The 15275-nt window shown below is 67.4% G+C and carries 14 protein-coding genes; 1 reads left to right on the top strand and 13 read right to left on the bottom strand.

Features of this window, described 5'->3' with window-relative positions:
* Nucleotides 1-64 precede the first annotated feature (64 nt).
* The 5 genes from C662_RS04735 to peaA form a co-directional block, all read right to left on the bottom strand.
* A complete protein-coding gene (locus C662_RS04735) occupies nucleotides 65-1381 on the bottom strand; it encodes an alginate export family protein (protein ID WP_002925650.1) in 1317 nt (438 codons plus the stop codon).
* A 113-nt stretch (nucleotides 1382-1494) separates the two neighbouring features.
* Entirely contained in the window at nucleotides 1495-2631 is a 1137-nt protein-coding gene (gene peaD, locus C662_RS04730; RefSeq protein ID WP_198291879.1) for a quinohemoprotein amine dehydrogenase subunit beta, read from the bottom strand.
* A gap of 10 nt (nucleotides 2632-2641) precedes the next feature.
* Nucleotides 2642-2968, bottom strand: a complete 327-nt coding sequence (qhpC, locus tag C662_RS04725) for a quinohemoprotein amine dehydrogenase subunit gamma (RefSeq protein WP_002925648.1) — start codon at nucleotides 2966-2968, stop codon at nucleotides 2642-2644.
* Complete coding sequence (gene peaB, locus C662_RS04720) at nucleotides 2965-4395, bottom strand: quinohemoprotein amine dehydrogenase maturation protein (RefSeq protein ID WP_002925647.1); 1431 nt, start codon at nucleotides 4393-4395, stop codon at nucleotides 2965-2967. Before peaB ends, qhpC begins: the two co-directional genes overlap by 4 nt.
* Before the next feature lie 70 nt (nucleotides 4396-4465).
* On the bottom strand, nucleotides 4466-6049 hold the full coding sequence (peaA, locus tag C662_RS04715; protein ID WP_002925645.1) for a quinohemoprotein amine dehydrogenase subunit alpha: 1584 nt from the start codon (nucleotides 6047-6049) through the stop codon (nucleotides 4466-4468).
* A 322-nt stretch (nucleotides 6050-6371) separates the two neighbouring features.
* Between peaA and C662_RS04710 the strand changes: the two genes are divergently transcribed.
* Nucleotides 6372-7358 (top strand): helix-turn-helix domain-containing protein, encoded by a 987-nt coding sequence (locus C662_RS04710; RefSeq protein WP_002925641.1) that lies wholly within the window; start codon nucleotides 6372-6374, stop codon nucleotides 7356-7358.
* A 64-nt stretch (nucleotides 7359-7422) separates the two neighbouring features.
* Here C662_RS04710 and qhpG read toward each other — a convergent pair whose 3' ends face one another.
* From qhpG to C662_RS04675, 8 genes are all read right to left on the bottom strand, one after another.
* On the bottom strand, nucleotides 7423-8754 hold the full coding sequence (gene qhpG / locus C662_RS04705; protein ID WP_002925640.1) for a flavin-dependent monooxygenase QhpG: 1332 nt from the start codon (nucleotides 8752-8754) through the stop codon (nucleotides 7423-7425).
* Nucleotides 8744-9436: a subtilisin-like serine protease QhpE gene (qhpE, locus tag C662_RS04700; protein ID WP_002925639.1), complete on the bottom strand. Its 693-nt coding sequence runs from the start codon at nucleotides 9434-9436 to the stop codon at nucleotides 8744-8746. Before qhpE ends, qhpG begins: the two co-directional genes overlap by 11 nt.
* Nucleotides 9437-11158: an ABC transporter ATP-binding protein gene (locus C662_RS04695; RefSeq protein ID WP_002925638.1), complete on the bottom strand. Its 1722-nt coding sequence runs from the start codon at nucleotides 11156-11158 to the stop codon at nucleotides 9437-9439. It abuts the gene before it with no gap.
* 3 nt (nucleotides 11159-11161) lie between these two features.
* Nucleotides 11162-12082, bottom strand: a complete 921-nt coding sequence (locus C662_RS04690) for an MBL fold metallo-hydrolase (RefSeq protein ID WP_002925637.1) — start codon at nucleotides 12080-12082, stop codon at nucleotides 11162-11164.
* On the bottom strand, nucleotides 12079-12273 hold the full coding sequence (locus C662_RS04685) for a DUF1289 domain-containing protein (RefSeq protein WP_002925636.1): 195 nt from the start codon (nucleotides 12271-12273) through the stop codon (nucleotides 12079-12081). Before C662_RS04685 ends, C662_RS04690 begins: the two co-directional genes overlap by 4 nt.
* Nucleotides 12270-12470: a DUF1289 domain-containing protein gene (locus C662_RS19985; protein ID WP_083485734.1), complete on the bottom strand. Its 201-nt coding sequence runs from the start codon at nucleotides 12468-12470 to the stop codon at nucleotides 12270-12272. The genes C662_RS04685 and C662_RS19985 overlap by 4 nt, the downstream gene beginning before the upstream one ends.
* A gap of 66 nt (nucleotides 12471-12536) precedes the next feature.
* Nucleotides 12537-13478, bottom strand: coding sequence for a hydroxymethylglutaryl-CoA lyase (locus tag C662_RS04680; RefSeq protein WP_002925632.1), 942 nt, complete (start codon nucleotides 13476-13478; stop codon nucleotides 12537-12539).
* 16 nt (nucleotides 13479-13494) lie between these two features.
* Complete coding sequence (locus C662_RS04675) at nucleotides 13495-15186, bottom strand: AMP-binding protein (RefSeq protein ID WP_002925631.1); 1692 nt, start codon at nucleotides 15184-15186, stop codon at nucleotides 13495-13497.
* Nucleotides 15187-15275: the final 89 nt, after the last annotated feature.

Raw genomic sequence — 15275 nt, 5'->3', positions numbered from 1 at the left:
TCTCCGTATGTAGGTTTGGGTCTGGTTTGATCAGGTATCGGTTTGGGCGCGAACTGCGGCGCGCTCAGAAGTTGAACAGCAGCACGGCCTGCAGATAGACATTGCGGCGGTCGTTGCCCTGCAGCGCCTTCACGTCCCCGCCGCGCGGCTCATAGAGGCCGAGCAGCGGCACAAAGGTGAAGTTGTCGTTGATCTGCCAGAAGGCGAAGAGGTCGATTTCGCGCCCATCGAGCTCGGCGCCATCACCGATGGACTTGATGTCCCAGTACTGGAGGGTCACCGACAGATCGGCACGCGGCGACAGGGTCAGCTCAAGTCGGTCCACTTTGTCGCCGCTGTTGGCCGGTCCGGCATAGTTGGCGGCAACCTCGCCCTGGAACCAGGTCCCCAGGCCTCGGCTGAGACCGAAGAACAGCGGATCGAAGGCCTCGTTGCGGGCCGTTCCGGCCTTGTCGGCCGAGAAGCGCGCATGGCGGTAGTTGAGCGTCGGACTCCACGGCAGATCGGCAAAGGTCCACCCGCCCTCGACGGTCCACGCGTCGGCGTCGTTCTTCACATCCGTGCTGCCACCGCGCTGGTCGACGTACTCGAAGGACAGGAACAGGTTCTCCACCCCCAGGCTGCCCTGACCGCGAACGCTGGTGATGCGCATGCCATCGCGGCGGTCGAAGATGCCCAGCCCCGTGCCCTTGTCCACATCGAGCACCTTCATCCAGCTCAGGCCAAGCGTGCCGTACGTCTCCGACACGTACTCCACGTTCAGGCCGCCGAGCTCGGTGTCCTGGTGATAGGGGTTGTCCGACTGCAGCCAGAACGCGTCGCCGCGCAACGGGCCGTCGGGGTCGACACGCAGGATGGCGGTATTGCCGAAGCTTTTCTTCGCAGCAAGGTAGTAGGCGCCGCCGCGATCGACATCGACACCGAGTACGTCGAGGCCCTTGCCGAGGTTGATGCGGTCGCCCGCGATCAGAAAGCCGTCACCGAGCTGGAACTGCTGGCGGCCGAAGGAGAAGTCAAGCAGGCCGCCGGCGCTGCGCCAGCCGAGGTAGGCATCCTCGAGGTCGATGTCGCGCTCACGCCCGGTGGTATAGCCGCCAGCATCGCCGTCGCCCCAGGAGCCCTGGGCGATCGCGCCCAACCCGCCGTACAGTTCACCGTTGCCGGCGCGAGCCTTGCCGACCAGGACGCCGTGCACGAAGGCTTCTCGCCACTTCTTGCCGCCCTCGCCGAGGTAGTCCTCGCGTGTCGAGAAGGCGCCCGCCATGCCGTCGACGTTGAAGCCCAGGGTGGTGCCGTCGCGCTCGTAGAAGTCGGCGGCCTGTGCGCTGCCCAGTGTGGCCAGCCCTGCGAGCAAGGCGACCACGGTCGTGTGAATGCGCATGATGTTCGTCTCCTGATTGATTGTTTTGGCGTGCAGGAGCCCCTCAGGACCCGTGAGGTCCCGATGAACGCCCCGCCTCGCGGATCAGCGGATCAGTGCTTGGGTGTGCGGACTCAGCGCACGAAGACCTGCCCGGTGCCGAGCGACATGTCGCCGCCTGGCAGCTTCACCTGGCCGACCTTCGCCAGCGTGTCGGCGTCGTGGATGGAGATGTCGTTGAAGGTTCCGGTGAGATACAGCCGGCTCCCCGCCTGGTTGGTCAGCAACGTGTAGTAGGTGTGATCGAGCTCGGCCGCCTCCACCAGCTTCTGCTGCGCGATGTCGTACTTGGTGAGGCGATGGAGCAGGCCGTAGATGATGTTGCGATCCTTCGGCGAGCGGATCCCGGTGAAATAGATCTCGGTCAGCGGGCCGAATTCGCGCGCCTCGGTCTCGCCGCTCTTGAGGTCGACGTTGAGGAAGCCGTACTGGTACTCGGCCGTCTCCATGTCCTGCTTGTCGTCCTGGAACTTCGCCGTGGTGTAGAGGATGGTGAAGTCGCGCGTAGGCGTCTGTACCGGCCACAGGTAGAGCACGTCGAGCGGGGCATGGGTGGGCCGCTGCCAGTCGCGGATCGGCAGCGCGACCGTCATCTCGCCCGTCTTCACATCCACCTTGTAGAGGTTGGGACCCGCCACATAGACGGCACCGTCGTCACCTGCAAGCATGATGTTGAGCTGGCGCGGCGCCGGAAACGTACGTACCGGCTTGGCCTCAAGACCGGCCTGGGTGTCATAGGCGACGAAGCGCGGCTCGCCGACGCGATAGTGGTCGCGGTTGATCCGGGTGGGGTTCTGCACCGCGTACAGCTCCTTGCCGTCGGGGCTGATGGTGAACGACCCGATCGACTTGGCGCGTTCGTTCTCGCCCTGCGACATCTCGGCGCGGAAAGTCACCTTGCAGGTATCGAGGTCTACGCCGTAGATCGTGCCGAAGCGGTTGTTGAGGACATAGGCCGTGCGGCGGTCAGGTGCGATCTGCGTGATCCCCGGCCCGAAGGCGTCGGGCAGCTTGCAGGTCTTGTAGACACTGTCGCTGGCCAGGTCGACCACGTTCAGGTTGTTCGGATAGTTCGCCACCATCAGGTACTCGTTGCCGGGCTTGAGCGCCAGCGCCTCGTTGCCTGCAGCCGCAGGCAGGGTGCTGGCGGCCAGGCAGGCGAGCGCGGCCGCGGTGCGGCGCAGCGCGCCGCCGGTCATCGTTGTCTTCATGTCCGCCCCCTTACAGCTTGTCGCCCGGGAAGACCGAGCCGAGATTGCGCCAGTCCTCGCGGGTGTTGGCCGCGTCCTTGTTCCAATCCGGGTAGGTGTTCATCACATCGGGCACCTGGGCCGGCCACCAGCACGGATCAGCACAGCCGTAGAGGTCGGACTCCATCGGCTGGCACAGCGAGGCCACGCCGCCGAAGGCGTCCACTTCCCAGCCCGGGTCCACCGTCGCCGTGCAGCCGGCGAGGGCGCTCATCGCCACCACCTCCTCGATCCGGTCCTCCGCAACCGCCTTGTCCAGCAGCCGCGCCTTGTTATTGATCGCCTTGAGATGTTTCATGACGCCCTCCTCGGGGAAATATGCTGTTCGATGAAGGCCGGGTTGCCGGCCATGATGCGGCTGTAGACCTCGATGCCGAAGTCCACCCAGTCGCGCATCAGATCGCAGTAGTGGTAGGTGGGGTGTGCCGGATCGCCGTAGCGCGCGTAGCTCTCGTGGTAGCAGCCGCCCGAGCACAGGTTGCGGATGCGGCAGCTGGCGCAGCCGGTATCGGTGCGATCCAGGCGCTGGGACAGGAAGTCGCCGAGCTGCTCGCGCTTGATGCCGTTCTTCACATCGCCGAAAGTCGGCAGCGTGGAGCCGGTGAAGCGGTGGCACAGGTTCAGTTCGCCCTTGTGATCGACCGCCAGCATCTTCAGCCCGGCGCCGCAGGGCAGCGCCTTCTTGTGGCCTTCGTGCAGGTCGGTGATCAGCTGGTGCATGTTGGAGAAGCCGATGTTGCGACCTTCCAGCGCTGCCTCCAGGTAGCGCTGGCCAAGCCGCTTGAGCCCGGCGAAGACCTCGACCAGCTCCTCGCCCGTGAGGTTGAAGGTGCTGATGTCGCCCGAGGTCACCGGCGCGAAGCCGACTTCGGCAAAGCCGAGCTCGTTGAACAGGTGATCCCAGATGCGCTCGACTTCGGTGGTGCCATGGGTCAGCGTGACACGCGCGCCGACCGGCCGCGCGCGATAGCGCGACAGCAGGCGCTCGGCCTTGCGGCGCACGGTCTCGTAGGTGCCCTGACCGCCGACCGTGAGCCGGTTGCGGTCATGGATCGCCTTGGGACCGTCGATGCTGATCGACAGGCCGAAGCGGTGGGCGTTGAGCCAGTCGATGGTGTCGTCTGCAAGCAGCGTGGCGTTCGTCGTCATGACGAAATCGACCTGCTTGCCGAGCTCGGGGAAGCGCGTCTCGCAGTACGCCACCACGTCCTTGATAAGCGGCAGGTTGCTGAGTGGCTCGCCGCCGAAGAAGACGACGGTGTAGCGGGGTTCGTCGGGCGACTCGCGCAGCATCATCTCGATCGCGTCGCGTGCGGTCTCGAAGGCCATCTTGCGACCCGCCGAGGGCTTGTCGAGATCTTCCTTGTAGCAGTAGGTGCAGCTCAGGTTGCAGCCGGTGTTGACGTTGAGCACCACCGTGGTGAGCGGGAAACGCTCGAAGGTGTGCGCGAGCGCGGTGGCGCCGGCCGGGCGGCCGTCGTCGATGAGCTCGAGCGCGACCAGCTCGCGGATCGCCTCGGCCACCTCATGGGCCTCGAACTCCGTACGCAGGCCGTCGATCAGGGCCTCGGCACTCAGGCTCTGGCGGCGGATACGGTCGAGCAAGGCCGCGGTCAGCGTGTCGAGCGCGAACAGCGAACTGCTCGGGATATGGAACAGCATGCGCGTACCATCGACGCGCACTTCGTGCAGGTTGTCATGCACGAGATTCAGGACCGCACTCATGGGGAACTCCTCGTGAATCGCGGGTTTCGGGGTGCAGGCAAACGCCTGCAGGCACGGACAGCGGACCCGCTCACGGAATCGGCGGGTTGTTCCAGCGCGGCGGCGCCACGATCACCTGGCCCTCGCCGCGCAGGCGCTCGGCACCCTGAGCCACCTCGGCCACGACCTTGAGATTGCCCACATTGCTGGCCGACATCCGGCGCGCCGGATTGGGCCCGGCGTCACCCGGCACGAACACGCCGCTCGCCGCGTCCATCAGGCCGGCGAACTTGACGTCCTCGTCGCGCACGGCAACCTCGTCGAAGGGCTCGACCGACCAGTTCGCCGGCACGAAACCGATGCGGAAGTCGTCCTCGGTACCGATCTTTCCATCCGGCCCGGCCGCCCAGGCCTCGGCGTCGAAGCGGGCCTCCACCTTCGCCGTCGGTGTGCCATTGCCACCGATGCGGGCCACCGCGAACGCCGGCATCACCTTCACCGCCGCGATGCTGTCATACACAGCGAGCGTGCCGCCACGCGCCTCACCCACTGCGACCTGGTGCACGCCACGCGCGTCATCCGCCGCCTCCACGCGCAACACGACTTCGGCATCGGAGCGCCGGATCGTCTCCAGCAAGCGCACCCCCGGGGGCAGGCTCACCTCACCCTGCAGGCCGGAACCGACGATGCGCAACTCGGCCGCCATGCCGGCCTTGAGGTGGGCCGGGTGCACCGCCAGCACACGGCTGTTGCCGGGTTGCTGCAGGCTGGCCACGACATCGGCGCCGATCTCGTCCTGATCCCGCAGGAACATGCGTCCGCGCAGCACGCCGTCCTCGAGCGCAAACACCTGGCGCATCGGCGTGCCATCGACGACCAGATCGCCGCGCCACTCATAACCGGTGTACAGCAGCGCCTGCCCCTTGCCGCTCATCTCACTGCCGTCATCCCAGCGCCCGTCGAAGCTCAGCGCGTACAGGTCCTTGCCCTTGGCGGCGCTGACCTTCATGACACCCGAGAAGCCGCCGCGCCCGCTCATGTGGCCGCTCATGCTCCACTCGCCCTTCACCACCTGCGGTGCACGCGCCTGCCATTGCGTCCAGGCCTCCGTCTGCAAGGGCAGGGTGCGCGCCAGCTCGGGGACCATTTCCTTGAGCGCGATGCCGAACCAGTCGCGGTCACGCCCCAGCGCCTGGTACTCGGTAGTCGGGTACTGACCGAGATGGAAATGCACCAGATGCTCCCACTCTTCCGCAGGCCGGCGCTGCAGCATCACCCGGGCGCCGGAATGGCAGCGCGCGCACATCTGGGTGAACTGCTCGGATTCGAACTGCTCGACCGCATTCAAGCGTCGCTCGAGCGCGTAACGCACGCCGTCGGTCTCGGAGGGCGCCAGACCCTGCGTGTCGGCGAGGTACTTGACCACGGTGCGCCGCTCGTCGTCCGTGACCTTCAGGCCATGGACGATCTGCATGCGTGCCACCGACATCAGCCACCCTTCGGGACTTTTGCGCTGCTGACTGATGCGACTGATTCCCTCATCGCCCTCGGTGTGACAGGGCAGGCACTTCGCACGTATCAGCGCCTCGGCCGATGCCAGGGCCGGCGCCGGCGCCAGCGCTGCACCAAGGGCCGCCAGGCTGCCCAGCGCAGCCGTAATCGTTTTGATCTTCAAGACCGGATCTCCTCTTGTGTCCTCTGATGAAGCCCTTGCCGCACCCGATCGCCGCCGGGCTCCTGTGAAGGGTTCGATTCATCCTAGGCGTCGGACCGCCGGTCCTGTTATCCGAAAACGGCAAGGGCAGGCTCGGGCTCCGGCTTGCCATCGCGGACACCGACGTGCCATGCTCCAGGCACAGACCGGGGGCAAGGCTGCGGTGAAGGCCACGCCCGCCCCTGACTGGATCACATAACGACAATGGCGATCGCACACCGATCGGACAAGGAAGAGACATGTTGGCCAGCACCACCGGGAGCCCCCCGGGGGAGTACCGGCAATGAGCCCGGCCGCCACCAGGACGGACCGCCTCCCCTACTCGCATTCCTCACGCGAAACGAAAGACGCGGACGATCACGCCGCATGCCTGAGCAACTGGCAACAGCGCTACGATCAACTGAGCGCCGGCAGCTTTTCCGGCGTGTTCGAGGAATTCTGCTTCGGCAACGTTCAGTTGTTCCGCGAGGGGCTGAACCAGTCCGTTCACCAATCCGGGATCGCCTGGCCTGGATCGCGCACCTTCGCGGTACCGGTTGCGATCGAAGGCACGGGCTGGTTTGGTGGCGAGGTCTATGACGCGCATTCGATGCTGACGCTGGGCGGCGCCGACGAACTGGACTTCCGCACTCCCCGCCGGCTCGAGATCCTGGCCTGTACGGCGGACGCCAGGGCACTGTGCGACTACGCGCAGCAGGTCGATCACCGCAACATCGAGGCCGAACTCGCGGCACGCAGCATTGCGCCCGCCAGCCCCGAGCAGGTTACCGCCCTCGGCAAGCTGCTGGCGACGATGATGGCAAGCCTGCGGGCCACGCCTGCGCTCCTCCACCACGCGCAGATGCGCAAGGCGATGGAGCAGGCCCTGTTCGCCACGCTGCTCGACACCCTTGCGTCCGCCACCACCGCATCGGCCAGCCCCGCATCATGTCGCACCCGCCAGCTCGTGGTCGCACAAGCACGCGCCTACATGGAGGCCCACATCGACGAGCCGATCACGGTGGCCGACCTGTGCATCGAGCTCGGCGTATCGCGCCGCACGCTGCAGTACAGCTTCCAGGACGTGCTCAACCTCAACCCGGTCAAGTTCCTGCGCGCGATCCGACTCAACGCCGTGCGGCGGGCACTCAAGAGCGCAGACGCGAACGGCCGCGAGACGGTCGCGGACATTGCCGCACGCTGGGGGTTCTGGCACCTGTCGCACTTCGCCGCCGAGTACAAGGCCATGTTCGACGAACTGCCCTCCGAAACGCTCAAGCGCCGGATCTGACTCTGGCTGCACGCCAATTAGTTTTTTTGCTACGCCCATTAGCCCAAATTGGCAACGCGCAGCCTCAGGAAATCCACCCCTGACCCTTCATCCAGCCCACGATCTGCGAAGCCCGGGGCGCGGCAAGGCCCAGCCGGGCCTCCAGCACCGCCTCAGGAGACACCCCTGCGCCCGCCGCACGCAGCGCGCACAGCGCCGGCGCAAGCTCCACCCCATCCAGATGCCACACGCCGAGCGGCTGCTCGGGCGTCACCACCACCGTCCGCTCGACGATGCGGCCGTCCTTGACCACCGGACGGCTGTCGATGCCCACCGTCTCCGGCGTCACCGCCGCGTGCACTGGTGCGGCGTCGGGCCAGCTGCGCCGCGCCGCCCAGAATGGCGCATCGGACCAGCGCGACTCCTGCGCGTAGAAGTCCCGGCCAATGCGGGCGAAGCGGTGAAAAAGGTGTTCGATGCGCTGCTGGTGGAAGCGCCGGGCAAGTCCGCCATGCTCGGGGTCATGGCGCAGCGTCGCCACCACCGCCGGCGCCTGCAAGGCGGAAGACAGCGCCTGGAAGATGCCGTTGCCCGATAGCGGATCGACCGCCATCGCCGCATCGCCGACGCGAAGCCAGTCGTCGCCGGCGACCTCGCCACCGAGCACGGCCGTGCTGGTACGCGCATGGGGCTCGCCGACCGGCGCCGCATCGGCCATGAAGGCTGCAGCCGCGTCGACAGCCTCGAAGCGGGCACGACAGTAGTCGCCGAGCGCCTTCTTGGCAGGCAGGCTTGCGGTGGCGACATCCAGGGTCAGCTGCAGATAGCGCCGCCCATCTGCCAGTGCAGCCATCCACATCCAGCCATCCTCGCAGCTCTGCACCGTCGAACCCGGTGAGGTTTCCGGGCCTCTCCAGTACTGCAGCAGCGACACCGTCTCCACCCCACGCAGCCGCGGCCGCCCGCCTGCAGGGGCAGCACGGCCACGGGCCTCGACCACGAAGTCCGCAGCCAGGGCAAGACGGCGATCGGCGGCGTCCACGCCGATCCGGTAGCGCCCCTGCTCCGCGTGCACGGCGGTAACGCGCCCGCGCACCACCTGCACCCCCAGGCGCTCCAGATCCACGAGCATGGCGCGATCGAAGCACTGCCGATCGACGAGGCTCTCGGAGTTGGCCTCGGCATGCACCCCGTTCCAGTTCGCTCGCCGCGGGGAGGGCGGCGCGAAGGCATCGAGCGCGCGCTCGAAACCCAGACTGCGGAGGGCCTCGATGACCCGCGACGACACCCCCTCGACAGCGGCAAACCGGCGCGGCTCACCGACCAGCACGACGGGCTCGCCGAGCCGGGCCAGCCCCAGCGCGGTCGCCGCACCCGCCGGCCCGGCGCCGATGACCACGATTCCCTCATTGCTCATGCGTCCTGCTCCCCGGATTGTCCGCACCATGGTGGCGAGCCTGCGCACGCAACCATGCATGCAGCTGGTCGGCACGGCCTGCCGCCGCCAGGTGACGGGCAGCGAGGCCACTCAGCCAGGCACAAGCCATGCTGGCGCCGGCGCCGGACAGTGTGCCGTCCAGCGGCCGCACATGGGAGCCGAAATCGGCATGCTCCGCGCCCAGGGCCGCGATCTCGGACGGCGCGCAGCGCGCATCGCCGGTCACCCGCAGCACGCCCGCGAAGCCTGCGGGATACACCGCCGGGCCCCGTGCCGGTGCAGCCGCACACAGCACCACGCCCGCGGCGCGCGCGCGCGCGCAGGCGGCGGCGAGCACGGGGCGCGGCTCACGCAGGCCAAGGCTGAGGTTGATCAGGCCGGCACCGCACTCGACCGCCCAGTCGATCGCGGCAGCCACCTGCAGCGGCGTGGTACCGAGACGCTCGCGGAACACCTGGGCGACCAGGAGTTCGATCCGGGGTGCGCAATGCAGCAGGATATCGGCGACGCGGCTGCCATGTCCGAGCGCGTCGGGCGCCGCCTCGATGCGCCGCACGCCGCGGTCATCGAGCACGAAGGCTGCCGCGGCCGCAACGCAATTCTGGTGTCTGGGGGCGCAGCCGCTATCGACGAACGCCACCCGCAGCGCCGCGGCCGCCACCTAGGCGAGCTCCGCAGGCAGGTCGAGGACGTCGATCCGGCCGCCCTCCAGGCGCAGGCGCAGATCGCACCCGCACAGCGTGGCTGCACGATGACTGATCAGGATGCGCGTACGCCCAGCGAACAGGGCATCGACCTCGGCGATCACCGCGGCCTCGGTCGCTTCGTCGACCGCCGAGGTCGCCTCGTCGAGGACCAGGACGCAGGGGTCCTGCAACAGCGCACGGGCGATCGCGATACGCTGGCGCTGGCCGCCCGACAACTGCTGGCCGCGCTCGCCCAAGGGCGTATCGAGCCCTTGCGGCAACTGCGCGATCAGCACATCGAGCTGCGCCCGCCGCGCCGCCTCACGTACAGCGGCATCGTCGGCCTGCGGCGCGGCATAGCGGATGTTGGCCGCGAGCGAGCCGCGGAACAGCACGATGTCCTGGCTGACGACCGCCACCGCGCGACGCAGCTCATTGAGGGCGAGCGCGCGCAGGTCCACGCCGTCGATCCTGATTGCACCGGCGGCAGGATCGTAATGGCGATGCAACAGATCGATGAGCGTGGACTTGCCCACGCCCGAGGCGCCGGTCAGCGCCACCTTGCTGCCGGCCGGAATGCTCACCGAAGCGCCATCGAGCACGGCTTCCTGACGCCCAGGGTGGCGAAAGACCACACCGTCGAGCTCGATCCCGCCCCGCCATGCGGCGTCCGGCGCATGCAGCCCGACGCGCATTTCGACGTCCACCGGCGCCTCGCGCAACTCGCTCACCCGCATCAGGCTCACGCTCATGCGCTGCACTGCCACGTACAGGCCGAGCAGGCTGTTGACCGGGCCGGTCGCCATGCCGAGGTAGGTCGAGAACGCAATCAGCGCGCCGAGCTGCCAGGCGTCGTTGATCACCCACCAGCCGCCGATCACGAATGCGGCAGCGCGTGTCAGCGAGGTCAGGGTCGCCGGCACGGCATGAGTCAGGAATTCGGTGCGCTGCAGACGCAGCAGCCCGCCCAGGTAGTGCGCGCCCAGCGCGTCCAGGCGTGCGCGTTCGTCTGCCTCGCGGCTGGAGGCCTGGATGAACTTCATCGCCGGCAGGGTCTCGACCAGGAAGCTCGACACATCGGCAGCGCGCTCGCGTACGCGCCGCGTATCGACCTCCACCTTGCGCCGCATCCAGCGCAGCCATACCACCTCGAGCGGCACCAGCACCAGAACAAGCAAGGACAGTTCCCAGGACAGGCTGAGCATCAGCAACACCGCCCCGGCGAGGCCGATCAGACTGCTGACGGCCGCGAACAGGCTATCGACCGCAAAGCGCTGGATCTCGGCGACGTCGCCATCGATGCGCGACATCAGGTCGCCCATGCGCTGACGACCATAGAATGCGGGCGACAGGCGCTGCAGGTGGCCGTAGAGATCACTGCGCAAGGCGAACAGGATGGTGCCGGAGAGCCGCGTGTGGAGCAGCCGGTTGATGCCGGCAAGGACGGTGCCGACGATGCCGACCAAGACCATCGTCCCGGCGACGGCCAGCAGCACGCCGTAGTCCCGCGCGAGCAGGCCTTCGTCGATGAGCAGCTTGATCAGCCAGGGCTGCAGCAGCACGAGCAGCGTCGCTGCGAACGACAGCAACAGCAGGCCCGCGATCGCGCGTCGCTGCGGCCGCACGAAACCGTAGAGCCAGCGCAGGCCGCGCTGCAGTTCGTCGGGCCGATCGGAGCGGATCAGGCGGGCAAGCATGGCTCAGTGCGCAACCAGCTCACCATGCTCACGGCGGGCAACGCCGGCACGCTCCAGCTCCTTCACCAGCCAGGCAGCAAGCGCATCCGGGTCCAGTCCAAGAAAACGCGCGTTGGCCTCGCGGTAGAGCGGCGTCTCGGCAAGATGCCGCGGCAACTCGTCGAGCGCCATGCTGCGCACCTCGAGCAGCTTGAAGGTCATGCATGCGCGGATGGCGTTGCGCGCCATGCGCGCGCTGTCGGCCTCGAAAGCGCGCAAGCGGGCGAAGGCGCGTCCGAGCGCATCGTCGAACTCGGCAAACGGTGCGCCGTGGCCGGGGATGACGACATCCACCGCCAGCCGGCCTATCTCCTCCAACGTCCGCCGCGCCTCGCCAAGGCCGTCTCCGGTGCCGAGCACGTCCGCGAACAGGATGCCGAAGCCGTCGCGCCACAGCGCGTCGCCCGACATCAGGATGCGGCGCTCGGCGTTGTAGTAGGCCAGCGCATCCATGTCGTGCCCAGGGACTGCAATCGCCTCCCACTCGAGTTCGCCGGCGACGAAGCGCTCGCCCGGGCTGAGCGTGGCATCGGCATGGAAGCGCTCGCCCGATTGCGCTGCAGTGCTCAGCAGCAAGGCCTGCTCGTCCCACTCATTCACCGCCGGCGCCATGCCGACGGGCACGGTGATCGAGCAGCCGAAGGCACGCTGCACGCTGGCGTTGCCGCCAATGTGGTCCGAATGCGAGTGCGTGTTGAGCAGCCGACCCAGCCTGCGGCCATCGAGCGCGTCGCGCAGCAGTTCTACCGTCTGCGCGGCATGACTCACGTAGCCTGAGTCGACCAGCGTCGCCTCGTCGCCGTCGACCAGCACCACGTTGTTCGCCGACAGCCAGCCACGCTCGAGAACCTGCAGCGTACGCGGCAGACGGGGGCGCTGGGTCAATCGCTGCCCTCCCCGAGCTCGGCGGCGACATTGGCCGGCAGCGGTACCGGCGCGTCATCGGCCTTGAGTGCCGGCGGCGGCGGTGCAACCGGCACCCCGTTGATCTCGTCGGCGGTGCGCCCACAACCGAGGCAGACGCCGGAATCCCAGTCGATCATGCACACGCCGACACACAGGGCGTCGCCGCTCATGCACGTGTCTCCGCTATCGGCGCAGTCGCACCCAGCCATTCACGACGCTCGGCAACCGCGGCCAGGATGGTGCGGCGCTCGTCGTCGCTGCTGCGGCTCCAGCGCGTGATCTCGTCGATCGTGCGCTGGCAGCCCTCGCACCAGCCGGTGTCCGGACACATGCGGCAGATGTTGATACAGGGGGAAGGAACACTCATGCGAAGCTCTCTGTTGGCAGGTCGGCCGCCCGTGCGTGCGGGCAAGCTCATGATCCAAAGCCAGGATTATGGACCAGCCGGCGCGCGCTGCGCGCGCTTGGCGAGCACCGCACGCGCCACGCGCGATGCCGGCTCGCGGCCGAGCTGACCGCTGATCCAGGCCGCGGTGTCGACGAGGGCGTCGAGTTCGATGCGGGTATCGATGCCCAGGCCGTGCAGCAGCCAGACCACATCCTCGGTCGCAACGTTCCCCGATGCCCCCGCTGCATACGGGCAGCCGCCCAGGCCACCAACCGAAGCGTCGAACACCGCCACGCCCATCTGCAGCGAGGCATGCACGTTGGCGACCGCCATGCCGTAGGTGTCGTGATAGTGGCCGGCAAGCAGTTCGACCGGCACACGCATCGCCACGGCCTCGAGCATGCGCTGGATGCTCGCCGGGTTACCGACACCGATCGTGTCGCCAAGCGAGATCTCGTAGCAGCCCATGTCGCGCAGGGTGGCCGCGACCTCGGCCACCGCCGGCGGCACCACTGCACCCTCGTAGGGGCAGCCGACCACGCAGGACACGTAGCCGCGCACGCGCACGCCGGCCGCGTGCGCCGCCTCGGTGACCGGACGGAAGCGCGCCAGCGACTCGGCGATCGAGCAGTTGATGTTCTTCTGGCTGAAGGACTCGGACGCGGCGCCAAACACCGCCACCTCCTTCGCCCCGGCAGCAAGCGCCGCCTCGAAGCCCTTGAGGTTGGGCGTCAGCACCGGATACGCGACACCAGCCGCTGGCTGCGCGAGCACGCGCGCGAGTACCTCGGCGTTGTCACCCATCTGCGGCACCCACTTGGGCGACACGAAGGAAGTGGTCTCGATCGCCTTGAGCCCGGCACGCTCAAGACGACGCACGAGTTCGACCTTGGTCTCGGTGGGAACCAGTTGCTTCTCGTTCTGCAAGCCGTCGCGCGGCCCCATCTCGACAATGCGCACGGCGTTGGGCAGCTTCGGTGTGGTCATGTATGCACGCTCCTGGTCAGGCGGTTTTCGCTTCGTCGAGGCCGAGTTCCTCCTTCATCTTCTGACGGATCTGGAACTTCTGGATCTTGCCGGTCACCGTCATCGGGAAGCTGTCGACGAAACGGATGTAGCGCGGGATCTTGTAGTGCGCGATCTGCCCCTGGCAATAGGCGCGCACCTCGTCCTCGGTCAGGCCCTCGCCCTCGCGCACGATGATCCAGGCGCACAGTTCCTCGCCGAACCTCTGATCGGGAATGCCGACCACCTGGACATCGAGCACCTTGGGGTGAGCGTAGAGGAACTCCTCGATCTCGCGCGGATAGATGTTCTCGCCACCGCGGATCACCATGTCCTTGATACGACCGACGATGTTGCAATAGCCCTCGTCGTCGATGATCGCAAGGTCGCCGGTATGCATCCAGCCGCCAGCGTCGATCGCCTCCCGGGTCTTGGCCTCGTCGCCCCAGTAGCCAAGCATCACCGAGTAACCGCGCGTGCACAGCTCGCCCGGCGTGCCACGCGGCACGATGCGGCCGTCGGTATCGACGATCTTCACTTCCAGATGGGGCTGGACGCGGCCGACGGTCGATACACGGCGGTCGATGGGGTCGTCGGTACCGCTCTGGAAGCTCACCGGCGAGGTCTCGGTCATGCCGTAGGCAATGGTCACCTCCGACATGTTCATCTTGCCGATCACCCGCTTCATGACCTCGATCGGGCACGGACTGCCGGCCATGATGCCGGTGCGCAGGCTGGAGAGATCGAACTCGGCGAAGCGCGGATGGTCGAGCGCGGCGATGAACATCGTTGGTACGCCGTAAAGCGCGGAGCACCGCTCCTGCGCGACCGTCTCCAGCACGGCCAGCGGCTCGAAGGCCTCGGCCGGGTACACCATGGTCGCGCCGTGGGTCAGGCAGCCGAGGTTGCCCATCACCATGCCGAAGCAGTGGTACAGCGGCACCGGGATGCACAGGCGGTCGCCCGGCACGAGCTTGATCGCTTCGCCGACGAAGTAGCCGTTGTTGAGGATGTTGTGGTGCGACAGCGTCGCGCCCTTGGGATGGCCGGTGGTGCCGGAGGTGAACTGGATGTTGATCGGGTCGTCGAACTGCAGCCTCTCGGACAGTACAGCCAGCGCAGCGAACTCCTCGCGAGCGGGCGCACGCAGCAGCTCGTCGAAGTTGAGCATGCCGGGCGACCTGTCCGCGCCCATGCGGATCACCATCTCGAGCGCGGGCAGGCGGTGGCTGCGCAGCAGGCCAGGCTCGCAGTGGCCGAGTTCGGGTGCGAGGTCGGCGATCATCTCGAGGTAGTTGCTGGTCTTGAAAGCGGGCGACAGGATCAGCGCACGGCAGCCGACCTTGTTGAGCGCGTACTCGAGTTCGGAGCGGCGATAGGCCGGGTTGATGTTCACCAGCACCAGCCCGGCCTTGGCGGTGGCGAACTGGGTCAGCGCCCATTCCATGTTGTTCTGCGACCAGATCCCGATGCGATCGCCCGGTTCGAGGCCAAGCCGCATCAATCCGCAGGCCAGCGCGTCAACCTTGAGCTTGAGCTGGGCGTAGGTCAGGCGCACGTCCTGGTGGCGCACGATCAGCGCCTCGCGTTCGGCATGGGAGGCGCAGGCCTCGTCGAAGAAGCGGCCGATGGTCTGGCCGATCAGTTGCTTTTCGGATGCGCCGTGCACATAGCTTGCGGTGCTGCTCATCGTGTCGTCCTCGCTCCTGTTCTTGTGTGCGTACCACTTCGACTACAAAAGGCTCGCGGCTGGGGCCGCTCCTACAGGGAGGGGGCAGG

The organism is Thauera sp. 28 (genome assembly GCF_000310145.2).
GTDB classification, from domain to species: domain Bacteria; phylum Pseudomonadota; class Gammaproteobacteria; order Burkholderiales; family Rhodocyclaceae; genus Thauera; species Thauera mechernichensis.
The sequence above is the reverse complement of the archived record's forward strand: the minus strand, read 5'-3'. Positions and strand labels throughout refer to the sequence as shown.